This is a genomic window from Marinobacter zhejiangensis, assembly GCF_900114775.1.
Lineage (GTDB): Bacteria > Pseudomonadota > Gammaproteobacteria > Pseudomonadales > Oleiphilaceae > Marinobacter > Marinobacter zhejiangensis.
Window position 1 is genome coordinate 511347 of record NZ_FOUE01000003.1, and the last position, 22407, is coordinate 533753.

20 protein-coding genes are annotated in these 22407 nt (G+C 48.2%); all 20 read left to right on the forward strand.

Annotated features, from left to right (window positions below; translation table 11 throughout):
- The first annotated feature begins 7 nt into the window (after positions 1–7).
- The 20 genes from BMZ67_RS12245 (at position 8) to BMZ67_RS12340 (ending at position 22274) form a co-directional block, all read left to right on the forward strand.
- Positions 8–1165, forward strand: coding sequence for a serine hydrolase domain-containing protein (locus tag BMZ67_RS12245; RefSeq protein ID WP_139214370.1), 1158 nt, complete (start codon positions 8–10; stop codon positions 1163–1165).
- Between the two features lie 595 nt (positions 1166–1760).
- Entirely contained in the window at positions 1761–2945 is a 1185-nt protein-coding gene (locus BMZ67_RS12250) for a capsule assembly Wzi family protein (RefSeq protein WP_245749962.1), read from the forward strand.
- Between the two features lie 28 nt (positions 2946–2973).
- Complete coding sequence (locus tag BMZ67_RS12255; RefSeq protein WP_425434242.1) at positions 2974–5472, forward strand: SLBB domain-containing protein; 2499 nt, start codon at positions 2974–2976, stop codon at positions 5470–5472.
- Between the two features lie 3 nt (positions 5473–5475).
- On the forward strand, positions 5476–6429 hold the full coding sequence (locus tag BMZ67_RS12260) for a Wzz/FepE/Etk N-terminal domain-containing protein (RefSeq protein ID WP_092023003.1): 954 nt from the start codon (positions 5476–5478) through the stop codon (positions 6427–6429).
- 75 nt (positions 6430–6504) lie between these two features.
- On the forward strand, positions 6505–6984 hold the full coding sequence (rfaH, locus tag BMZ67_RS12265) for a transcription/translation regulatory transformer protein RfaH (RefSeq protein WP_092023005.1): 480 nt from the start codon (positions 6505–6507) through the stop codon (positions 6982–6984).
- Between the two features lie 224 nt (positions 6985–7208).
- The gene (locus BMZ67_RS12270; RefSeq protein WP_092023007.1) at positions 7209–7976 is read left to right on the forward strand and encodes a Wzz/FepE/Etk N-terminal domain-containing protein; all 768 of its coding nucleotides are present in this window, start codon (positions 7209–7211) and stop codon (positions 7974–7976) included.
- A gap of 52 nt (positions 7977–8028) precedes the next feature.
- On the forward strand, positions 8029–9102 hold the full coding sequence (gene rfbB / locus BMZ67_RS12275; RefSeq protein ID WP_092023009.1) for a dTDP-glucose 4,6-dehydratase: 1074 nt from the start codon (positions 8029–8031) through the stop codon (positions 9100–9102).
- Complete coding sequence (rfbA, locus tag BMZ67_RS12280; protein WP_092023011.1) at positions 9099–9974, forward strand: glucose-1-phosphate thymidylyltransferase RfbA; 876 nt, start codon at positions 9099–9101, stop codon at positions 9972–9974. The genes rfbB and rfbA overlap by 4 nt, the downstream gene beginning before the upstream one ends.
- Positions 9971–10375 carry a sugar 3,4-ketoisomerase gene (locus BMZ67_RS12285; RefSeq protein WP_092023013.1) on the forward strand — a complete coding sequence of 135 codons (405 nt, stop codon included), beginning with the start codon at positions 9971–9973 and terminating at the stop codon, positions 10373–10375. Before rfbA ends, BMZ67_RS12285 begins: the two co-directional genes overlap by 4 nt.
- Entirely contained in the window at positions 10372–10893 is a 522-nt protein-coding gene (locus BMZ67_RS12290; protein ID WP_092023015.1) for a GNAT family N-acetyltransferase, read from the forward strand. The genes BMZ67_RS12285 and BMZ67_RS12290 overlap by 4 nt, the downstream gene beginning before the upstream one ends.
- Positions 10890–11993: a DegT/DnrJ/EryC1/StrS family aminotransferase gene (locus BMZ67_RS12295; protein ID WP_092023017.1), complete on the forward strand. Its 1104-nt coding sequence runs from the start codon at positions 10890–10892 to the stop codon at positions 11991–11993. The genes BMZ67_RS12290 and BMZ67_RS12295 overlap by 4 nt, the downstream gene beginning before the upstream one ends.
- Before the next feature lie 114 nt (positions 11994–12107).
- Entirely contained in the window at positions 12108–13055 is a 948-nt protein-coding gene (locus BMZ67_RS12300) for a Gfo/Idh/MocA family protein (RefSeq protein ID WP_281246610.1), read from the forward strand.
- A gap of 11 nt (positions 13056–13066) precedes the next feature.
- A complete protein-coding gene (gene wbpD / locus BMZ67_RS12305) occupies positions 13067–13642 on the forward strand; it encodes a UDP-2-acetamido-3-amino-2,3-dideoxy-D-glucuronate N-acetyltransferase (protein WP_092023021.1) in 576 nt (191 codons plus the stop codon).
- Between the two features lie 38 nt (positions 13643–13680).
- Positions 13681–14763, forward strand: a complete 1083-nt coding sequence (locus BMZ67_RS12310; RefSeq protein WP_217642505.1) for a DegT/DnrJ/EryC1/StrS family aminotransferase — start codon at positions 13681–13683, stop codon at positions 14761–14763.
- Entirely contained in the window at positions 14760–16613 is a 1854-nt protein-coding gene (locus BMZ67_RS12315; RefSeq protein WP_092023025.1) for an acyltransferase family protein, read from the forward strand. The genes BMZ67_RS12310 and BMZ67_RS12315 overlap by 4 nt, the downstream gene beginning before the upstream one ends.
- Positions 16614–16664: 51 nt before the next feature.
- Positions 16665–17951 (forward strand): lipopolysaccharide biosynthesis protein, encoded by a 1287-nt coding sequence (locus BMZ67_RS12320; protein WP_139214371.1) that lies wholly within the window; start codon positions 16665–16667, stop codon positions 17949–17951.
- On the forward strand, positions 17948–19252 hold the full coding sequence (locus BMZ67_RS12325; protein WP_139214372.1) for a hypothetical protein: 1305 nt from the start codon (positions 17948–17950) through the stop codon (positions 19250–19252). Before BMZ67_RS12320 ends, BMZ67_RS12325 begins: the two co-directional genes overlap by 4 nt.
- The gene (gene wecB, locus BMZ67_RS12330) at positions 19249–20349 is read left to right on the forward strand and encodes a non-hydrolyzing UDP-N-acetylglucosamine 2-epimerase (protein WP_281246611.1); all 1101 of its coding nucleotides are present in this window, start codon (positions 19249–19251) and stop codon (positions 20347–20349) included. The genes BMZ67_RS12325 and wecB overlap by 4 nt, the downstream gene beginning before the upstream one ends.
- Before the next feature lie 9 nt (positions 20350–20358).
- Complete coding sequence (locus BMZ67_RS12335; RefSeq protein ID WP_092023031.1) at positions 20359–21480, forward strand: glycosyltransferase family 4 protein; 1122 nt, start codon at positions 20359–20361, stop codon at positions 21478–21480.
- Positions 21477–22274, forward strand: a complete 798-nt coding sequence (locus tag BMZ67_RS12340) for a glycosyltransferase (protein ID WP_092023033.1) — start codon at positions 21477–21479, stop codon at positions 22272–22274. The genes BMZ67_RS12335 and BMZ67_RS12340 overlap by 4 nt, the downstream gene beginning before the upstream one ends.
- The last annotated feature ends 133 nt before the right edge of the window (positions 22275–22407 follow it).

Sequence of the window (22407 nt, forward strand, 5' to 3'; positions counted from 1 at the left end):
TAAGGGTGTGATTAAAAAAAATTTATCACTGATAGTTCTTACCGTTTTTATTCTTCTTCCATTAGCTTTAGCTGCCCACTTTTGGATCACCGATCCGCGTGGCGTAATGAGGGCGATTTATCCTCTTCAGGCTTCGGTGTCCAGTATTGGTTTGCGGTGTAGCGCGGGCTCCCCGGCTTGGCTTGAAAGTGTGGCCAAGCTCGGAGTGTGGGAGCTAAAAGCCCTATCTACCCAAGTTGCTTTCATTAACGATGCTGGTGAGATGTTTCACTGTGAAAGTGGGTGGCAAAATGACTTTCTTTCAGAACGGGTGGAGCAGGATTCGCGGTTTCGCTACGGAAGTTTGACGAAGCCCATCACATCGGCAGCTGTGCACTACCTGCTGAAGAACACTGGTCTTTCTCCAGACATGGATGTTGTGAGCTATTTTTCCGGTTTGGAGTCTCGTGATGAAGGAGGCGGGGCAGGAGAGGCTACTCTGGATGAATTCATGAGGCATATTTCAGGCATTCGGGGAGAGGTTTTTGTCGGTAAAGGCAAACCTTGGTGCCCGTATTCAATGTCGCAGGCTGAAAACTTTGTGATCAACGATGAGTTAAAGGGCGAGTTCAGATATTCAAACTTGGGGTATTGCATACTTGGTGAGGTTATCGCCAAAGAAATGGGTGGTGATTACCGAACGTCTATAGACCAGATATTTGGGCTGAGTGCTCGGGGAATATCGTTTGTTGATTCTGGTGATGGGGCCGGGTTGGTAGACAGGGATTATCGTTTTAACGACTTTCATGGCGAATCGATCCCGGAGAACTTTGATCATTATGCGATATCGTCAACGGCAGGAATGGTTGGGAACGCATCGTCATATGCGACTTTAATGCGCGATATCTTATCGGAAAGCTATGAGGGCTTTGTGGATGAGAGGGTCACAGAGTGTGATCCCGGGTTGATCAGGAGTTGTTACGGCAGGGCATTCTATGCGTATCAGTCTGCAGTAGGCTCGGTTGTATATGTCAAGGAGGGCTATATGCCAGGGTCTGCTGGCGTAGTAATGATAAACAGTAAAAACGAAGTGCTTGTTTGGTTGGGCAACTCGGATACGGATAACGCTGCGAGTGGTCAGGCTATGCAGGCGTTTTTAGATAGAGTAATGGAAATAGGTTTTTGACAGGCCTGTATCGGAAGGCAGCGCTTGTTAGTGCCTGGCTTCTCGAGCGCTCCTAGACCTTTTGGCGTTATTCTGTGTCTATGCTGTTGTCCTGATGCCAGTCCCAGCGTTTGTCACTTGCCTGCAACCTCTGCTCGCGTAGAATTACGTCACAAATTTGAAATGAACCCTCACGTTTTTGGGCCAGGCTTCCTGTTTGGTCTCGTTCACGGTGGTTACTAGGCGCTGCTTGCTGGGCATATGTGTCCATGGCTTGGTTTTGCCTTTTACATATAAGGATTTTATGACCTCAGATCACCGAGTTTCGGTCAGCGGGGCATTGGTTTGCCTGATATGCTTAGCGTACACCGCATCACTTGAGGCCGCGCCCTGGTTAGAGCCTGGGGATGTTCGTGCGCGTTCTGCCATACAAAAGATTGCGGATCGGGGGCATATACACCGGTCTTCGACTACCTGGCCGATGATGTGGGGAAATGCTCTGCAGGGCCCTGGTGTTTCGTTTGGCGACGACATTGCTTCAGTAGGGGCTGCAGTAAGCTACTTGTCGTTTGAGCGGGAACAGCAGGCCAAAGCAGGCTTCAGGTCCGAATTCCAAATGTCTGCTTATCGCGAAGAGACTGCAGTTTACGGCTTTGATCAGCGAGATAGATCCAATACTGGTGCTTCTTTGCGGGTTCAATGGCAAGGAGACTCTGTCGCAGCAGGCCTAAGCGCTTCTTACGCAAATGATCCAGACGATAACCAGGAATGGCGCCTGGACGGCTCCTATGTAGCAGCAACGGCTTCAAACTGGGTGTTTGGCGTCGGTGCAATTGATCGCTGGTGGGGCCCTGGATGGCAATCCAGCCTGATATTGTCTAGCAACGCCAGGGCAATGCCCTCGGTTTGGCTCAACCGAAATATTTCCTTTGCTCCGGAAACCTCGTGGCTACAATGGGTTGGCCCTTGGCAATTGACCCTTCTTGCTGGCCAGTACGAAAATGATCGGGCCGTTCCAGATGCCAAGCTTCTTGGTGCCCGGTTTACCATGAGGCCAATTCAAGGCCTGGATATTGGTCTTTCGCGGATCATTATGATCGGTGGCGAGGGGCGCCCCGAGGATCTGGGGACGCTTTGGGATGCGATTATTGGCCGTGATAACGGGCAAGAAGGGCAGGCGAACGACCCCGGTAACCAGCTTGGTAGTATTGATGCTCGATATGGCTTTGGTCTGGGGCAGCAGTCGCTGGGCGTTTATGGGCAAATGATGGGAGAGGATGAAGCCGGGGCATTTCCTGCCAGGAAGTCCTGGTTATGGGGTGTCGATTGGACAACTCAGCTAATTGGCGCCGATCAGCAATGGTTCCTTGAGTACGTGAACACGCTGGCGGACGACTTTCTTGGCGACCCGCTTCCGAATGTGACCTACGAGCACTCTCAATATCGCACAGGCTACCGCTACCTTGGCCGAAATATGGGGAGCACCTTTGGGGGGGATGCCGAGGCCGTAACGCTGGGCGTGTTTAATTTCTTTGATAACGGCAGCGTAGCTCGGATTAAAGCTTCGTATATGGATCTGAATCAGGATGGTGGCAACCGAGTTGAGGTTGTAGATCCTGACGTGTTTTATTACACAGCCAGTGGTCGACAAAGGGCGGCTTTGTTGGACCTGGGGTTTGGCTCTCGTTTTCTTCAGGGGTGGCTAAATCTGAGCATGCAAATATCTGACAAGAAGCTGGTTTATCTCAGTGGTCAAAAGGATCAGTGGTCGATGGGGGCTGACTGGACCTACCGTTTTTAGTCTGGTTACATTTTTACATGGAAGCGTGATAGTGGTACGTCGCAGTATTTTTTTATATTTGACTCTTTTGTTTCCCTTGGTTAGTTCAGCGCAAGCGATTAGCCCTGCTCAGCTTGAACAGTTCCAGCAGCTGCCGAGGGCGCAACAGCAGGCGTTGGCTGCTCGGTATGGGGTGGATTTAAATCAGCTTCAGGATGACCGCCGAGTCGTTGAACGACCTCATCAGGTGGAGGTGGTGTCGCCAGTCTCTACTTTGACGGAAGGCGAACAGAGCCGCAGGGCCACCCAAGATGAGCATGGTGTCAGGGAGGCTGTGGGTGAGCTAAGGCCGTTCGGGTACGACTTATTTGCGGGCTCTCCGACGACATTTGCACCAGTGACGGAGATACCAGTCCCGGCCGAATACACCGTGGGCCCCGGTGACGTGTTACGTGTGCAGATGTGGGGGCAGGAAAACCGCCAGTTAGAGCTGCCAGTAAGTCGTGATGGCACCATTAGTTTTCCTCAGTCTGGCCCGATGGCTGTTGCTGGAATGAGATTTGAAAGGGTTAGGCAGCAAATCCGGGAGCGAGTGTCTGAGCAGTACATTGGTGTAGAGGCCAGCGTCAGCCTCGGTGAACTGCGTAGCATGCGGGTATTTGTCTTGGGTGAGGCGCGTAATCCTGGGTCCTACACCGTTAGTTCATTGTCGACCATCACGAATGTTCTCTATGTATCTGGAGGCGTCACTACCACTGGCTCCTTGCGCCAGGTTCAGCATAAACGAGATGGTAAGTTGCTGGGCACACTTGACCTCTATGATCTGTTGTTGAAAGGAGACACCTCTGGAGACAGCCGGCTTCAGCCCGGCGATGTTGTTTTCATCCCCCCGGTAGGTAAACGAGTAGGCATCGACGGGCAGGTCAATCGCCCAGCGCTGTATGAACTCAGGCGCGAGAACGCGTTGGGCGAACTTCTGAGTCTGGCTGGTGGTCTGACGCCACAAGCTTACCCGCAGCGTGTAAGTATTCAGCGTACGAACGAGGACTTTCATCGCGTTATCACCGAAGCCGATGCGTCTACGCCCGAAGGGCTGCGTGCCCGAGTTCAGCTAGGTGATTTGGTAACCATTCCCTCAGTTTCAGAGATTACTGGTCAATATGTCGAGATGCAGGGAGCGGTTACCAGGGCGGGGCGGTACGCCTGGGTACCTGGTATGCGGGTCAGTTCGGTCATTAGTAACCTTGGCGTAGACTTGTTGCCGGCGGCGGATAGGGTGGCTGCCGTGGTGGTAAGGACGGATAAGCCCACAGACACAATTTCAGTACTAACGCTGAACTTGAGGGACGCGGTCGCAAACCCCGGTAGCGATGAAGACTTGCTACTCATGGAGGCTGATCGAGTACTGGTTTTTTCCGATACCGCTAAATTGGATGCGACATCTGAACTCGCGCAGCATCAGAGCTACTCCCGCGAAGCTATGCTTGCCCCTGTCATTACACGCCTGAAAAGCCAAGGTATACCTGGTGACCCTCAGCAGGTTATCCGTATCACCGGGCCAGTGCGTTATCCTGGCGAATACCCGATGCCAGAAAGTCAGAGCATGATGGATGCTATTACGATCGCTGGAGGGTTGAAGGATTCCGCTTCACTTTTCAGGGCAGAGATCGCTCGTTCGGCTGTAGACCGGGACGGTATGGGGGAGACGAACATACTGAATGTGAATCTCGCCGAAATTATGGCGGGCACCACGGAGTTCACTCTCCAAAGCCGCGACACCATTCTGATTCAGGCAATCCCTGCTTTTGCAGAGCGCCGAACGGTCACTTTGGCCGGAGAGATTCGCTATCCCGGCGAATATACCTTCCGGGATGGCGAAACGTTGCAAGATATTTTGCAGCGGGCCGGAGGGCTGACTCCCAATGCGTTCCCAGAAGGCGCTGTATTTACGCGGGCCAAGCTTCGTGAGCTTGAGGCTCGGCGTTTACGGGAAGCTGAAGAGCGCTTGCAGGGGGATCTTTTGGGCTTGGAGTTGGAAGGAAGCGGTATCGGCGGGCACAACGCTGAGCGGTTGGAGGAAGTTCAAGGGCTATTGGAGGACGTCCAGAACAGCCGGGCTGTAGGGCGCATGGTGATTGATCTTAGTGCTGTCGTTAGTGAGGCGGATTACCAGGCTATAAGATTGCAGGACGGAGACGCTCTAATCGTACCGGATATTCCTCAGTCAGTGTCTGTCTTCGGAGAAGTTCAGTTTCCTACCAGTCATTTGCATCAGCCAGGGTTAAGTGTTGATGATTATCTGGAGCGTTCCGGTGGACCTACTAGGCAAGCCGATACCAGCAGGGTTTATGTGATCAGAGCTGACGGCTCAGTTATGATGCCAGAAACGAGCCGATGGTTTGGTGGTAGGGGGCGGCATCTCCAGCCCGGGGATACCATTATTATGCCTATTGATGTGGATCGCCTGAACCAGTTGGAGCTGTGGACCAACGTTAGCCAGATTATGTACCAGATGGCGCTGGGCGCAGCGGCTGTGGGGAGTTTGTAAGTCATGAATCAAAAAGCGCAGTATCTCCCGGTTGAAGCTCGATACGATGATGAAATCGACCTACGGGAATTGGTGAGTACGTTGTGGGCTGGCAAATGGGTCATCGTGGTGATGACTGCGGTATGTGCTCTGGCTGGTATTGCCTATGCTTTGTCAAAACCAAATTTGTATACCGCCGAGGCGATACTTGCGCCGGTGGATTCGGATGGAAATAACGGCTTGGCTGCGATGGCTGGGCAGCTTGGGGGATTGGCAAGTCTTGCGGGCGTGAACCTTGGTTCAACGGGAGGAACTAAAAGCGGGATTGCCCTCGAAGTGCTGAAATCTAGAGCCTTTCTTTCGGATTTTATTGAACGTCATGATTTGGCACCTGCACTGATCGGAACGCTGGGTTGGGATCATGCTACTAGTCAATGGATTTACGACCCTGATTTATACGACGTTCGCACAGGTGAATGGCAATTGGATGGGGCAGGCGTCAGTACCGAACCGACGCAGTGGGATCTCGTAAAGCGCCTCAGAGAGCAGCTCAGGGTTCGGGATAGCAAAGACACTGGAATTGTGACGGTGTCGATTCGCAGTAGTTCGCCGTTAAACGCCCGTCAGTGGGTTACCTGGTTAGTGGCGGATCTTAACATGCACGTTCGGGATCAGGATATTGCCGAATCCGAGGCAAGGGTTGCGTATCTGGAGAGCCAGCTTGCAAAAACCGGTAACACCGGGTTGCAGGAAGTGTTCTATGAGTTGATTGAGTCTGAGATGCGTACAGCGATGCTGGCAAACGCGCAATCAGAGTATGTGTTCAGAATAATAGATCCGGCAGTCGTACCTCAAGAGAAGAGTGATCCCAAACGGGCGTTAATCGCTGTGATAGGAGTATTATTGGGTGGAATGCTGGGGGTGGTGATGGTCTTCGTAAGAGCTTTTACGCGCTCGGTAAAGCAGGCCGGTGAGTAGTTTGATTCGCCCAGGCTCACAAAATTGAGGCCCTGATAGAATTTAGAACTCTTCAAATTTAATGGCACTAGCAACATGACTTGGTATGCCCTACAGCACAAGCCCGCGCAAGGAAACAGGGCAGTGGAGAACCTGCAAAATCAGGGCGTCACTTGCTTTTACCCAAACATCATGGTCGAGCGAGTCAGCTCAGGCCGGCGCGTAAAGAAGCTGGAGCCTTTGTTCCCAGGCTACGTGTTTGTCAATATTGAGAAGGCAGACCCTGCATGGGCCAAGCTTCGTTCAACTCGTGGTGTATTGCGTGTTGTGAGTTTCGCCAACAAGCCTGCCGCTATTCAGGATGGTGTGATTACCTACCTGAAAGAAACGCTTCATGCAGTTTCTGAGCGGGGAGGTATCAAGCCAGGGCAGGTGGTAGAGTTGGGCAACGGTGCTTTCAAAGGTATTGATGCGATCTTTCAGGCCTATGACGGCGAAGAGCGTGCCATCGTATTGATCACGTTTATGCAGAAACAGCAGAATCTGACAGTCCCTCTCTCAGCGATAAAGCCCTGATGAGGTATTGCGTCCCCATCAGCCTATATACCGTAAATTCCCGTAACTGAAATCCAATCAAAGTTCGCGTAGAATGCGCGCCTCGTCCGTGAATACAAACCTTGCGGACGCCAGCGTTATCGATGTGCTGGACGTTGAACTGCTAATGCCTGAGTACGCCACAATGGGACGGCGGGGCGGTAGCGTGCCTGAATATAGGTGTCCAAGTTTTAAGGATTTAATGAATGAGTAATTCTATCCAGAGACAACCTGAATACGGTGATGAAATCAGTTTGGTGGATTTGGCCACGACGTTTGTGCGTCGCCGCCATACGTTTTATGTAACGTTCATCCTTGTAGTCATCCTGGGTGTAATTTTTGCGTTCATTAAACCAGAGAAGTATGAATTTAACAGTTTGGTCCAGCTGGGTAAGGATGGTGCAGACAACTTTATTGAAACGCCAGTTGCTGTTGTCGCCACACTGGAAAATCGCTGGATACCGGATTTGTCTACAAGGTATGCGGAGATAAACCAAGCCAAATTGCCGTTCAAAATCGCGGTTGCCAACCCTGGTGAAACAGGACTAATTCGCTTGTCTACAGAGACCACGTTAGACAACGCGGAGTTGGTCGAAGAGTTCCATAAGGAATTAATTGATAACATTGTGAAGCGACAGACACAGCGAATAGAGACTGTGACCAGTGCTCTGAATGGTCAGACTCTGGCGTTGAATGAGGTGATTGAGGCCCTGAGTTTACGTGATGGAGAGGGCGCCGCAAGTGCGCTGGCTTCTGTTTTCGAAAAGCGTGCTGAACTTGAAGGCCAAATTGCTGCGATACAATCAGCGCAGGTGCTAGCCGTTGCCCGGCAAGGCATCGATGCTAAAGGGGTATCTAAGGTATTGATTGTGGTACTGGCAATCGTGCTCGGAGCGATGATGGGAATCTTTTTAGCCTTCATTTCAGAGTTCTTATCGCTAGTTCGGGACAACCTGTCAGAGATCGACGAATAATTCTCTACGTTAGCTCCGAATATTTACTGAATCATCGTGTGAAGTGCCAATAATGAAACTACTCGTTACCGGTGGCGCGGGTTTTATCGGCTCCGCCGTTATTCGCCACATCGTTCAAAATACCAGCGATCATGTAGTTAACCTTGATAAGCTCACCTACGCAGGGAATCTGGAAAACCTTCGCGAGGTAAGCCGTAGTGAGCGTTATCACTTCGAGCGGGTTGACATCTGTAACCGCGCCGAAGTGGACCGTGTACTGGCCCAGCATCAGCCGGATGCCATCATGCACCTCGCGGCCGAGAGCCACGTCGACCGCTCTATTGATGGCCCGGCTGACTTTATCGAAACCAATATTGTCGGTACTTACACCCTGCTGGATGCCACCCGCCAATATTGGCAAGCCCTGGCAGGGGAGCGCAAAACGAACTTCCGTTTCCACCACATCAGCACCGACGAAGTTTACGGCGACCTTCCGCACCCGAATGAAATAGCCAATGCAGAAGAACACCTGTTCACCGAGCACACTGCCTATGCCCCAAGCAGCCCGTACTCTGCCAGTAAAGCCAGTTCAGATCACTTGGTAAGAGCCTGGCAACGCACCTACGGCTTGCCGGTACTGGTAACGAACTGTTCCAATAACTATGGCCCTTATCACTTTCCGGAAAAGCTCATCCCGTTGATGATCCTGAATGCTTTGGATGGGAAGCCACTGCCTGTTTACGGCAAAGGCGACCAGATTCGTGACTGGCTCTATGTTGAAGATCATGCAAGAGCGCTATACAAAGTCGTTACCGAAGGCCAGCCCGGCGAAACCTACAACATCGGCGGCCACAACGAAAAGCAGAACATTAAGGTTGTTCACACTATCTGCGACATCCTCCAGGAGCTTCGTCCGCAGGAGCCTAGCTATCGAGACTTAATCACAAACGTAGAAGACCGGCCTGGCCACGACATGCGTTATGCCATCGATGCCAGGAAAATTCAGAAAGAACTCGGATGGGTGCCCGAAGAAACCTTCGAGTCTGGTATCCGAAAGACTGTGCAGTGGTATTTGGATAACCTCGATTGGTGCCGACGGGTACAGGATGGCAGTTATCAACGTGAACGCTTGGGAGTCAAAGTATGAAAGGAATTATCCTCGCCGGCGGTTCGGGTACCCGTCTGTATCCCATAACTCTCGGCACCTCAAAGCAGCTACTGCCGGTATATGATAAGCCCATGATCTACTACCCGCTTTCTGTACTCATGCTGGCGGGCATCCGGGATATCCTCATTATTACCACTCCCGAAGATCAGGCCGGCTTCAAGCGAGCTCTTGGCAGTGGTGAACAGTTCGGCATCAACCTCAGCTATGCCGTACAGCCCAGCCCGGACGGTTTGGCGCAGGCCTTCATCATAGGTGAAGAGTTCATCGGCGAAAGCAGTGTTTGTCTTGTTCTTGGCGATAACATTTTCTATGGCCAGGGCTTCACGCCGAAGCTTCGACAGGCAGCTAACCGCATAGAAGGCGCCACAGTATTCGGGTACCAGGTAAAAGATCCGGAACGATTCGGCGTCGTTGAGTTTGATGAACACAACCGCGCGGTGTCGATAGAGGAAAAGCCTTCCCGGCCAAAGTCTCACTTTGCCGTAACGGGGCTGTACTTTTATGACAACCGGGTAATTGAAATTGCCAAGAAGGTAAAGCCCAGCCACCGAGGTGAGCTAGAAATCACCGACGTAAACCGAGCCTACCTAGAACAGGGCAACCTGAATGTCGAACTGCTGGGCCGCGGATTTGCGTGGCTGGATACTGGCACCCACGAAAGCTTGTTGGAAGCTGCTCATTTTGTTGAAACCATCGAGAAACGTCAGGGCTACAAAATCGCCTGCCTAGAAGAAATTGCTTTCAATCAAAGTTGGTTAAGTAGGGAGCAATTGCTGGCCCAGGCCAATGAACTGAAGAAAAATGGTTACGGCTCCTACCTGCAGGACTTGGCCGAGGAGCACCTGGGGTGAGTTTGGTCAAACTATTGAGCCTTCCTGAGCTGGGGGATAGTCGTGGAGGGTTGATCGCGGTAGAAGAAAACCAGACGGTCCCATTCCCGATCAAGCGTGTTTACTACATTTATGGCACGCAGCCTGGCATAGCCAGAGGATTCCACGCTCACAAAGCGCTTAAACAGATCGCCATCTGTGTTTCAGGAAAGTGCCGCTTTGTTCTGGATGATGGAGCCCGACGTGAAGAAGTTTGGCTCGATTCCCCAACCAAAGGCTTAGTTATCGAAGATATGACGTGGCGAGAGATGCATGATTTCACTGAAGACTGCATCCTTCTGGTTCTCGCATCAGAACACTACGATGAAAGGGACTACATCCGGAACTATGATGAGTTCCTTAAAATAGGACGGCTAAAATGAAACTTGAGTCAAAGAACATTCGTTTACGCCTTGTAAATGAAGATGATGCCGATTTCATTCTGAAATTGAGGTTGGACGAACGTTATAATCGATTTCTCTCGGCCGTAAATCCTGATATTGCCGCACAGAAACAGTGGATCAGACAATATCAGGCAGATGAGTCAGCTGGACTTCAGTATTATTTTATTATTGAAAGAATCGATGGGGTTCGTTGTGGAACAATAAGGGTCTATGATTTGAGAGAGGACTCTTTCTGTTGGGGTAGCTGGATACTTAACGAAGATAAAACAAAGTATTCTGCAGTTGAAAGCGCATTTTTAGTTTATAAGTTTGGATTTGAAGAGCTTGGATTTAAAAAGTCGCACTTCGATGTTATGAAGGGCAACGACAAGGTTATAAGCTTTCATAAGCGTATGGGAGCTACTGAAATCGGTGAAGACGAAGACAATTATTACTTTGAGATAACTCAGAGCAGTGTCGAAGTCGCAAAGGAACGGCTGAAAGGAAAGCTGCGATGATACCGTTCCTCGACCTGAAATCGATCAATGCTCAATACCGTGACGAACTGATAGCTGCAACCACTCGCGTAATAGACTCAGGTTGGTACATCCAGGGCCAGGAAGTTAGCAACTTTGAGCAAGAGTTTGCTGACTATTGTGGGGCAAAGCATTGTATCGGTGTCGCCAATGGCCTGGATGCTCTTACGTTAACTCTGCGGGCGTGGAAAGAGCTTGGTAAACTGAAAGACGGTGACGAAGTTATCGTCCCGGCGAATACCTACATCGCCAGCATTTTGGCCATCACGGAAAATCGCCTTAAACCTGTGCTGGTCGAACCGGATGAACGAACCTTTAACCTTTGCCCGAATATCGCTGCGAAGGCTATAACCCCGAATACCAAGGCAATACTGGCGATTCACCTGTACGGACAAATGGCGCCAATGCCTGAGATTATGGCGCTCGCAGAAGAGCACGATTTACTGGTGCTTGAGGACGCTGCACAAGCCCATGGTGCATCTATCAACAGCCGAAAATCAGGGAGCTGGGGCCATGCTGCAGGGTTTAGCTTTTATCCAGGAAAAAATCTAGGTGCTTTAGGGGATGCTGGTGCAGTAACGACCAATGATGAAGTTTTGGCGCATACCATTAGAGCTCTGGGGAATTACGGCAGCCACAAGAAGTATGAAAACCTTTATCAGGGTGTAAATAGCCGATTGGATGAAATTCAGGCGGCTATGCTCCGCGTCAAGCTGAAATACCTGACGGAAGAAATTCAGCACCGTCGGACTGTCGCTAAATACTATCTTAAAGGTATTACAAATCCAGCTATCCAGCTTCCTTATTGTACGGATGATGATTATCACGTTTGGCACCTTTTTGTGGTAAAAACCCTGCACCGAGAAAGTTTACAAGCCCTGCTGCATGAAAGCGGCATCCAGACTCTTGTCCACTACCCGATACCTCCCCATAAGCAGCAGGCTTACCATTATTGGGTGGAACAGGCACTACCTGTCACTGAAGGTATTCACAATCAAGTGCTTAGTTTGCCTATCGGACCTACAATCCCAAAAGATGACGTTAGCTCAATTATCGAAGTTTGTAATTCTTGGACTGCTTGATAGCGAGCTTTGGATAGTTGGACAAATGAAAGTTTATAATTAAATTGATGATTTTTGGATTTAGAATTTTCCTGTTTTAAGTTTTGTTGTTTTGTATATAAAGCGAGGTGTTAAGTGGATAAGAAATTTGCGTTGATTGGAGCTGCTGGATACATTGCTCCTAGGCATATGAAGGCAATTAAAGATACAAATAACAATCTTATAGCAGCCTTGGATAATAATGATTCCGTTGGGATTATAGACAGCTATTTCCCAGATGCAGATTTCTTTACAGAGTTTGAACGTTTTGATCGTCATATCGACAAGTTGCGCCGAGCAGATCAAGGGAATGCTATAGACTTTATCTCAATCTGTTCGCCAAACTATTTGCATGACAGTCATATGAGGTTTGCTTTGCGATCAGGGGCAGATGCTATCTGTGAAAAGCCTTTGGTACTAAATCCCTGGAATATTGATGGGCTGTTGGAGATTGAGAAGGATACCGGGAATAAGGTAAATACCATCCTTCAGTTACGGGTTCACCCTTCGATTATTGCTCTGCGCGAGAAAGTTCAAGCAGAAAGTAGGGACACCAAGCATGAAGTAGACCTGACCTATATCACATCTCGTGGCCACTGGTATCTTCAATCCTGGAAGGGGGATGCGAAGAAGTCTGGCGGAATTGCTACCAATATCGGTGTGCATTTCTATGACATGCTTCACTTCATTTTCGGCGCTTTGCAGGAAAACGTGGTTCACTACAGCGATGACACAATGGCGGCGGGCTACTTGGAGTATGAGAAAGCTCGCGTGCGTTGGTTCCTTTCAGTTGATTATAAGTACGTGCCGGAAAGTGCAAAGGCACAAGGCCAACGCACTTATCGTTCAATTACTGTTGATGGTGAGGAAATAGAGTTTTCCGGCGGTTTCACAGATCTTCATACACGCAGCTATCAAGAGATTCTTGCTGGCCGCGGTTTCGGGCTCGAGGAAAATCGGGTTGCAATTGAAACTGTTTCTCATATCCGGAACTCTACACCAATTGGACTGGCTGGTGACTACCACCCATTCTTGAAGGTCTAAAGGCAAGCATTATGGCAGTTTCTATACATCCAAGTGCCATTGTTGATGAAGGGGCCAAGATTGGTGATGGTTCCCGAGTTTGGCATTTTGTGCACGTTTGCGGTGGGGCCAGAATCGGGTGCAACGTGTCTCTGGGCCAGAATGTGTTTGTCGGTAATAAGGTAACCATTGGTGATAACTGCAAGATCCAGAATAATGTGTCGGTATACGATGACGTTCATTTGGAAGAGGGTGTTTTTTGCGGGCCGAGCATGGTGTTCACTAATGTCTACAACCCGCGTTCACTGATCGAACGGAAAAGCGAGTATCGCGAAACACTAGTTAAGCGCGGAGCGACGCTTGGGGCCAATTGCACAATTGTATGCGGTGTGACTATTGGCCAGTTCGCCTTTGTCGGTGCGGGTGCGGTAGTCAACAAAGATGTGCCTCCGTACGCGCTGATGGTAGGCGTTCCAGCAAAACAGATTGGTTGGATGAGTGAGTTTGGCGAACAGCTGGATCTTCCCGTACAAGGGGAGGGGGAAATCACCTGCCCAAATACTGGCAGCAGGTATGTGCTCAAAGGCAACCTGCTGAGCATACGCTAACGAATATTAGTCCCACCGGTAAGATTAAAGGTGTTCGCATAATGCACTTCGTAGACCTGGCTGCACAACAAGCCCTTATCAAAGATCAGATTGACCGGAACATCCAGAAAGTCCTCGCCCACGGCAAATATATTCTCGGGCCTGAAGTAGCGGAATTAGAAGAACGTCTTGCGCTCTTTGCGGGTGTCAAACATTGTATTTCCGTAGCCAACGGTACGGATGCGCTGCAGATTGCTCAGATGGCACTTGGTGTCGGGATGGGCGATGAGGTGATAGTGCCCGGTTTCAGTTACATTGCTACGGCTGAAACCCCGGCGTTATTAGGTGCAAAGCCCGTGTATGTGGATATCGATCCGCATACCTATAACATGGCGCCAGAGAACCTGGAGGCAGCTATAACCCCGCGCACGAAAGCAATTATTCCTGTGTCGCTTTATGGCCAATGCGCCGATTTTGATGTAATTAATGACATTGCCATGCGGCACAACCTGCCAGTTATTGAAGATGGTGCACAGAGCTTCGGTGCCACTTACAAGGGGCGTCGGTCTTGTAGCCTTACCACGATTGGATGTACCAGCTTTTTCCCGTCCAAGCCGTTAGGTTGTTACGGGGATGGTGGAGCAATTTTCACCAATGACGACGAGCTGGCCGTCGTACTGCGCCAGATTGCACGTCATGGTCAGGACCGGCGATATCACCATGTTCGTGTGGGGGTTAACAGCCGCTTGGATACGCTGCAGGCTGCCATCCTTCTTCCAAAACTGGACATCTTAGATGAAGAGATTGCGGAGAGGAATATTGTTGCCCAGACATACACGCGACTTTTCAATGAGGCGGGAGTAAAAACAACTCCGGTTGTTGAAACTTATAACTGCTCTGCCTGGGCACAATACACTATCCGGGTAGAGAACCGTGACCAGATACAGCTCAAGCTTAAAGACGCTGGAATTCCTACTGCAGTGCATTACCCTATCCCCCTGAACAAGCAGCCAGCTGTTGCTGATGATGTTGTCAACCTGCCAGAGGGAAATAAGGCAGCGGACTTAGTAATGAGTTTGCCGATGCATCCTTACCTGAGCGAGGATGATCAGTTGGTAGTAGTTAAGGCTTTAACTGAGTGATTGCCGTGGATTATCGTCCGGATATCCAGGGATTGAGAGCCATCGCCGTACTGTCGGTGATGGTTTTTCATTTTGATCCCCTTTGGCTTCCGGGTGGATTTGTCGGCGTTGATGTCTTCTTGGTGATTTCCGGCTTTCTAATCACTTCTATCCTGCTCAAGAAAAGATCCCAGCCTGAATACAGGCTGGTTTCTACACTAAAATATTTCTACTTTAGTCGGGCCAAGCGGCTCGCCCCCGCCTATTATTTCTTGCTATTGGTAGTATCTGTCGGCGCCGCTATATTTTTCTTGCCTGCTGATTACAAGGTAATTTCCGAAAGCGCAAAGGCGGCCGCACTATTTGATAGTAATCGGTTTTTTGCAAATTTCGGAGACTATTTTGCGCCTGCTAACCACGAGCAGCCACTTCTACATACTTGGTCTTTGGCCGTGGAGGTGAAGTTCTATATTATGGCGCCTTTCTTGATTTTGTTGGTGCCACGAAAATTATTAAAGTGGCTTTTCAGTTTTTTATTTCTTGTGTTCATAGCAATCGCCGAATATCAGCTAACCTATCAGGGTGGGGAACAAGAAGTATATTACAGTTTGTATGCGCGGTTACCGGAGTTTTTGGCTGGCTCACTTGTAGCCATTTATTTAAGTGCCGGGGGGAAACCGGCTAGATCGCAAATCATATTCGGGCCATTAGGCATCGTGTTAATCGGCCTGTCCGTGATAGTTCAGCCGGGGATAGGGCATTTTCCTGGCTTGAATGCGCTGTTGCCCGTAGCGGGCAGTGTTATGATTTTAATCGGAAGCAGTGACTCAGCAATTGGTAAACTACTTGCCAACTCAAGCCTGGTATGGGTTGGGGCGCTGTCCTATTCCTTATACCTTTGGCATTGGCCTGTACTGGCATTTCTCCGATATTATACGGGACTAGAAAGTCTCGGTGTGACTTATGGTTTAATATTTCTCGCTATCACATTGCTATTGTCGGTTATTTCCTTTTATCTGGTAGAGAAGCCTATGCGTCGGAACTCTGTCCAGAAAAGGAGATATTTTGGATTTTCCATAGTGGCATTGTCAGGAATTATTGTTGCTTCCTATAGTTTTTCCGATATTAGTGAAAGTTTTAACGCGTTGGATTTGCCTGAAGAGTATGTTCGCTATGCTGACCCTGCAACTATTTGCCACGGAAAGGTGGTCGGAGAGTGCCTACAAGGGGAAATGGCCAGCAATCATGAAGTGCTTGTGTTAGGCGATTCCCATGCCGCAATGTTGAATTCCTACTTTGGTTATCTTGGGACGCAGCTTGGCTTTCGGGCCAGAATCATTACCGCAAGCAGTTGTGTCACCATACCTGGGTTCGATTACGAAAGGCTTCCTGATTGGGCTCAGAGTTCCTGCGTTGCCCAGATGAAAGAGGCCGAAAAGTATATCGAAGATGCTTCGGTGATATTTCTGGCAGGAATGTGGAGTTATCAGACGCAAAGTGATGATTTTTTGTCTGCTTTCAGTACATTTCTTGAGAGATTTAACGGTCGTGCCCAAGTTTATGTAATGCCTCAAGTTCCAATGCTGAATCAAAGCCCGTTACGAAATTTTCATTTCAAAAACCTTGGGCTTGAAGGTCATGTTGGAATAGATGAAGAATCGATCAGGGCAAATCGCCTGATAGGAGAAATTGTAAGCCAATATTCCAGCGTCAGAATTTTGGGTTCCGAGATCGAGAGCATTTTTTCGAACGCGCCATTTTTTGGCAACGATTTGGTTTACTTTGATCGAAGTCACCTTAACGAAGTGGGTGCTAGGATTTATGGGGCTGAGTCGAAAGAAACGTTACAAAGAGTTCTCGGTTTTTATTGATGCACGTGATTCAGGCAGTGCTCCTAAGGCTAGATTTTGTAGAGAAACCGGGTGATTAAAATACCTAATATTTTGGTAAAAGATCGGGTTTTTGCTTCCGTTATCACTCTATTAACCGGAACGGCATTGGCTCAAATAATTACTGCCGTGTCTATGGTTGTGGTTACTTGGCTATATAGCCCCGAAGCTCTCGGTATAATTTCTATCTATCTTGCATTTTTTAGTTTCTGGGTTTCATTGGCGTCGTGGCGCTTTGAAGGTGCGATGCTTGTTTGTAAAGATGACGATGAATCAGATCACCTTTTCCGATTAGGTTCAGTTGTTGTGGTTGCTATGGCGCTGATCTCAGTGCCGGCGCTCTATGTGTTGATGAGCTCGGGCTTTCTGAGCTTTTCTGAGTTGCCGGTTTGGTCCCCCTATGCCGCAGGACTGTCTGTACTTGGATTTGGGCTATTTATGATGTATCGCTCTTGGAGCTTGAGGTTACGGGAGCTTGTTGCCATTAAGCGTGCCACAATTTCGCGATCGGCTGCCAATGCGGGTATAAGGATCGCCGGCGGCGTTCTCGGCGGTGGGGTCATCGGGCTTTTTATCGCTGAAGTGCTGGGGTCGTGGGCTGCTTTAGCCGCAGTTAGAAAGCGTGTTGTTCAAACACGAAAGAGAATCGGGCCCTCATGCTCTTGGAATGTTAAGAGTATGCTCGCTGTAGGGGCGCGGTATGTGACGTTCCCAAAATATGAGATGCCATCCGTTGCTTTGAACCAACTGGCGTCCGTTATGCCTGTTCCTATGGTTGGTGCACTCTATGGTGCCCAGGCTGCTGGGCTCTTTGGTGTTGCTCGCTTACTTGTAGCTATCCCCAATACCCAGTTGGGCGCCGCTATTTCAGATGTATTTCAGATGGAACTAGCAGAAAATTATCGGAGTAAGCAGTACGCAGAGGGGAAGCGTTTATTCTATTCAATGTTCAAGAAGTTAGCTCTCATAGGTTTGGTTCCGTTGGTGGCCAGCCTAGTATTTGCTCCTTTGCTTGTACCAGTCTTGCTCGGTGACCAGTGGGCTCAAATGGGGGGGATCATCGCCATAATGGCACCGTGGATGTATTTTGCTTTTGTTGTCAGCAGTCTCAGTCGGCTACTGTCTGTCTTGGAAGCCCAGAGATTCAAACTTTATTATGACTTTCTTTCACTTGCGATGGTTGTAGTTGTTTACTTTGTCTCTTTGAATGGTGATTTTGATTTATATTATTATATTTTTCTAATTTCGGCAGGGTTTGTGATTTGCTATTCGGTTTACTTTTCCCTTCTATGCCACGTTATTAAGGTGAGACTAGCTTGAGTTTTTCGCATCTTACGCGTAACCACGAACAGCCTGTGTTTATGTCTATACATAGTTTTTCTTTCTTTCTGGCGTTGCTTTTATTTAAAGCATCGTTAGATGCTGCCTATTATTTAGTTTTGGCTCCTCATTTTTCTGCTTTCGGATATACTCTTTCTCTTGATCCTATTAGGTATTCCCTCTCATGGGTCTTATACATTCCGTCATTTTTAGTTTTGAATAGCCGTTTCAAGCTGGTTCGTGACTATGTTTTTGTCACTATCATTCTAGGCCTATGGGCTCCTTTAATGACTGTATGGGGTATGGATGAGGCGCGACCGCTATTTCCGATATTAGTTTCTGGAATTGCCTATTTAGTGGTTTACCTTTCCATGATCTTCTTCGATAAGGCGTTACCGTTAAAAATCCCTATTTTGAAAGGAGGGCGAAGGATTGCATTCCTTTTATCAGTGATGTTAACGATCTTTCTAGTTTTTTGGTATCTGTACAGAGGAGTTGGGTTGAACTTGGACCTTTCCAAAGTTTATGAATTTCGTCGTGTTAATGAGGAGCTCGCGGCGTTTGGTTTTTTTGCATACTTGAATAACTGGATATACAAAGTTTTTGCTGTTTATGCTCTTTCCTATCTATTATTGAAGCGAAATGTCTTGGCAGCCGGGGTGGTAGTGCTTGTTTTTGTCTTTTATTTCGCTGCTAATGCGCATAAATCGGTGTTGTTTTCTCCGGTTTTAGTTGTTTTGATTTGGTTATATTTTCGCCGTTATAGTAGTATGTTATTTATTCCTTTGGGTTTCTCAACAATTGTATTATTTTCAATAGCTACATTTTTTATTTTAGGCGATGTTTGGGTGAGTGCGCTTTTTCCAAGTCGTGTTTTTATTTTACCAGCACATTTAACGTTTTTATATTTCGACTTTTTTGAAAATAATGAGTTTATTTTTTATTCGAACTCATTTTTAAGCTATTTTGTTGACTATCCTTATAATGTTGGTTTGGCGTCATTGATGGGAGAGCACTGGGGGCGTCCGGATTCCGCTGCAAATAACGGATATGTTTCGTCTGCCTATGCGCAAGCGGGCGTTTCCGCCGTGGTTATTTATTCAGTCTTTATCGGGGCCTTTATATCGCTGCTGGATAGGCTAGTAAAAAAAGGTGAAATAATGCCTTGGTTCGCGTTGGCTATAATGATTATTCCTATACGTGATTTTCTGATTTCAATGGATCTGCTAACCGCTTTTTTAACTGGCGGAATGCTTTGGGCGACTGTGCTCTTGGTAATGGCAAGAAGAAAGGCTGTTTGATCTTTGGGGCTCATTTTTACCAATTGGGGTTTGTTTTGAAAATATTTACGATAGTTGGGGCAAGGCCACAGTTTATAAAGGCGAGTGTTGTTTCTCGCGCCATTAAAAAATCTGAATGTATTGATGAAGTTGTTTTGCATACTGGGCAACACTTTGATCAGAATATGTCAGATGTGTTTTTTGAACAGTTGAATATTCCACGGCCGGACGTGAGACTGGATGTCAATGGAGGTTCTCATGGTGAGATGACCGGGAGAATGCTGATTGAGATTGAACGGGCAATCAAAGACTACGCGCCCGACCGTGTCTTGGTCTATGGCGATACGAATTCAACATTGGCAGGTGCGTTGGCCGCAGCCAAATTGCACGTTCCTGTTGCGCACGTTGAAGCCGGGCTACGTAGCTTTAATATGAATATGCCTGAGGAAATCAATCGCATCCTTACCGACCAGTTGAGTGATCTGTTGTGCTGTCCAACAGATGCGGCGGTTCAGAACCTGAACAATGAAGGTTTTGATAGTAAGCCTGCCAAAGTATTGAAGGTTGGTGACGTAATGCAGGATTCGGCCTTACTTTTCTCCAAGTTCGCGTTGCCCCCTCAAGGGCTTGGTGGACAAAGTAATTATGTGCTCGCTACCTTGCATCGCGCTGAGAATACGGATGATATTGGACGCCTTTCCAGCATCGTTCAGGCTTTGAATGCCATACACAAAAATGTAGCTGAAGTCATTCTTCCCCTGCATCCACGCACCCGTGCAGCGATTTCCGATCAGGGTCTGGATCTCGATGTGAAAATTATTGATCCGGTGGGTTACTTCGAGATGCTTTGGCTACTTCGGAACTGTGGTTTGGTTCTTACAGATAGCGGGGGAGTGCAAAAAGAAGCCTTCTTCTTTGGAAAGCCATGCGTGACCATGCGTGACGAAACTGAGTGGGTTGAGTTGATAGAGGTTGGTGCCAACGTTCTGGTGGGCGCGGATAGGGATGCGATCATCGAGCACGTACAGTTGAATATCGGCCGCATAGTGAAAGATGAGTTGTCGCTTTATGGTGGTGGTAAGGCTTCAGGTGAAATTGTCCGCCACTTGCAAGGTTAGGAGCTAGTTTTGAAGAATATCGTACATATTACATCGGTCCATAAAAGAAACGACATTCGGATTTTTCTGAAGGAGTGCGTGACTCTCGCTCAGGGCGGGTACAATGTCACGCTTGTTGTGGCTGACGGCTTGGGGGATGAAAATAAATCAGGCGTGCGAATTCTAGACGCTGGAATGCCTGCCAAAGGGCGCCTCGGACGTATGCTTGGAACCACCAGGGCTGTATATCGATGCGCAAAGAAAATTGATGCCGATTTGTATCATTTTCATGACCCTGAACTGATCCCCGTGGGTGTCAAACTCAAACGTGTGAGGCCGTCTGCACGTGTGGTGTTTGATTCTCATGAAAATTATGCAGATGATATTGAAGATAAGCCATATATACGACCAGTTCTCCGGCCAATCATAGCAGGCATGTATCGAATGTATGAGCGGATGGCCGTAAAAAGGCTAGACGCTGTAGTAGCCGCTACGCCGTCGATACGAGCGCACTTTGAACGTTTGGGAGTCACGGCTCTTGACGTTAACAATTTTCCATTTCAACAGGAGTTCACAACTCCAGCCGTTGGTTCTGACAAAAAATATGATGTTGCATATATAGGCGCGATCTCTGAGGTTCGTGGCGTTTCTCAGCTTGTTGAAGCTCTGCCAACAGGGAATTCAAAGACCTTGATTATGGCTGGTTCCATTGCTGATCCGAATTTCGAATCCAGATTAAAGTCCAGCGAAGGCTGGGCGCAAGTTAAGTTCGTAGGGCAGGTCGATCGAGCTGCGATTAAAGACCTCTTATCTTCCGCCAGAGTCGCAGCGGTCACTTTTCTTCCAGCGGCCAATCACATTGAATCCCAGCCAAATAAAATGTTTGAGTATATGAGTGCTGGCTTGCCTGTAATAGCATCAAACTTCCCTCTTTGGAAAGAAATCATCGAGGGAAACAACTGCGGTATCTGCGTGGATCCTTTGTCTCCTCAAGAAATCTCCCGAGCTGTTGATTCGTTGGTTTCGGACCCAACGTTAGCTAGTTCTATGGGGGAAAATGGCAGGCAAGCCGTTCTGACTAAATATAACTGGGATTCAGAGGGACGGAAACTTATTACCTTCTATGCTCATATTCTGGAAGGTCAGAAATGAGTATTGAACCATTAGTAAGCGTTGTAATTCCTTCCTATAACCATAAAGAATTTATTCTTAAGGCTATAGAAAGCGTTCTCAATCAAACATACAAAAATGTCGAAATAGTAGTTGTAGACGATGGCTCTACTGACGGCTCAGTAGAAATGTTGGAGGAAGAATCAGGACGGTTGGGATTCAAGTTCATTGCGCAGAGCAATAGGGGCGTTTCTAGAACCTTGAATAGAGCTATTAGGGAATTGTCAACGGGCGAATATATTTGCTTTTTGGCATCGGATGATTACTTTGCACCGACCAAAGTAGAGAAGCAGTTGGAGGCCTTAAGAAAGTCCGATCTGACAGGATTTTGTTATACACAGTCTGTTGAGTTCGATAGTAATACCGGGGCGGAAATTAGAACCTTTCCTAAGAAAACATATTCTGGGAACGTGCTGGATAGTCTGATTATTCGCCAGCCATATGCCGGTGGAACTATTATGGTGAAGCGTGCTGTATACGATTCAGTGGGTGGATTTGACGAGTCCTTATCAATCGAAGACTGGGATTTCTCAATACGATGCGCGGCAGTCACTGAATTCGTGTGTGTCCATGAGCCTCTATTTTACTACAGGTCTCACTCAACGAACTCTATGAAGATTATGGGGCGCCGGAAAATTTTCTTGGCCAAAGCAATGATTCTGTCAAAGAATTACATGCTGGTTTCGCCGTCAAGATGGATTTTTGCCTTACTCGTGAACTTTGTCCACGACCACGCTTACGTTTTTACACGCCATCTTAGGCTTAAAAAGATTTGAAATTTTCAAAATGTCCAAAGTACGGCTAATCGAAATTGCAGTTGCTTTGGTTTATGTTCGGATATCCTTCTGCCAATTCGTGTTCGGTCGATATTAACTGCGCCCTAACGTTGAATGGTGGTGGAGTAGGGCT

Excerpts from the sequence above, each read along its gene's own strand:
- BMZ67_RS12295 (WP_092023017.1), top strand. The coding sequence starts at position 10,890 with ATGATACCGTTCCTCGACCTGAAATCGATCAATGCTCAATACCGTGAC.
- BMZ67_RS12290 (WP_092023015.1), top strand. The coding sequence starts at position 10,372 with ATGAAACTTGAGTCAAAGAACATTCGTTTACGCCTTGTAAATGAAGAT.
- BMZ67_RS12250 (WP_245749962.1), top strand. The coding sequence starts at position 1,761 with ATGTCTGCTTATCGCGAAGAGACTGCAGTTTACGGCTTTGATCAGCGA.
- BMZ67_RS12270 (WP_092023007.1), top strand. The coding sequence starts at position 7,209 with ATGAGTAATTCTATCCAGAGACAACCTGAATACGGTGATGAAATCAGT.
- rfbB (WP_092023009.1), top strand. The coding sequence starts at position 8,029 with ATGAAACTACTCGTTACCGGTGGCGCGGGTTTTATCGGCTCCGCCGTT.
- BMZ67_RS12260 (WP_092023003.1), top strand. The coding sequence starts at position 5,476 with ATGAATCAAAAAGCGCAGTATCTCCCGGTTGAAGCTCGATACGATGAT.
- rfbA (WP_092023011.1), top strand. The coding sequence starts at position 9,099 with ATGAAAGGAATTATCCTCGCCGGCGGTTCGGGTACCCGTCTGTATCCC.
- rfaH (WP_092023005.1), top strand. The coding sequence starts at position 6,505 with ATGACTTGGTATGCCCTACAGCACAAGCCCGCGCAAGGAAACAGGGCA.
- wbpD (WP_092023021.1), top strand. The coding sequence starts at position 13,067 with ATGGCAGTTTCTATACATCCAAGTGCCATTGTTGATGAAGGGGCCAAG.
- BMZ67_RS12340 (WP_092023033.1), top strand. The coding sequence starts at position 21,477 with ATGAGTATTGAACCATTAGTAAGCGTTGTAATTCCTTCCTATAACCAT.